Below are 643 nucleotides of genomic sequence, written 5' to 3' on the forward strand. Positions count from 1 at the left end.
AGCTTCCGTTCCTTGAGAACTCAACAGCGTGCCAAAAGTCAACGCCAGATATGTTGATACCCCGTTCCGGTCGAGTATTCGGTCGGGATGTGGTTCCTTTGAAGAAGAACACACAGCGAGGACGCTGTGGACGGTCGGATTATTCCTCCGACTGTCCCGCTCTTTCGCGGGTGTTGTACCGGATGACCGGTGAACATTCACGGAGAGTTTGATCCTGGCTCAGGACGAACGCTGGCGGCGTGCTTAACACATGCAAGTCGAACGGTGAAGCCTTTCGGGGTGGATCAGTGGCGAACGGGTGAGTAACACGTGGGCAATCTGCCCTGCACTCTGGGACAAGCCCTGGAAACGGGGTCTAATACCGGATATGACCTGGGGGCGCATGCTTCTGGGTGGAAAGCTCCGGCGGTGCAGGATGAGCCCGCGGCCTATCAGCTTGTTGGTGGGGTGATGGCCTACCAAGGCGACGACGGGTAGCCGGCCTGAGAGGGCGACCGGCCACACTGGGACTGAGACACGGCCCAGACTCCTACGGGAGGCAGCAGTGGGGAATATTGCACAATGGGCGCAAGCCTGATGCAGCGACGCCGCGTGAGGGATGACGGCCTTCGGGTTGTAAACCTCTTTCAGCAGGGAAGAAGCG

The 643-nt window shown here is 59.1% G+C and carries 1 rRNA gene; it reads left to right on the forward strand.

Going from position 1 to position 643, the window contains the following annotated elements:
• Nucleotides 1-196: 196 nt before the first annotated feature.
• A 16S ribosomal RNA gene (locus AC3ERT_RS36605) occupies nucleotides 197-643 on the forward strand; the annotation flags it as partial.

Source organism: Actinacidiphila sp. bgisy145, assembly GCF_057708125.1.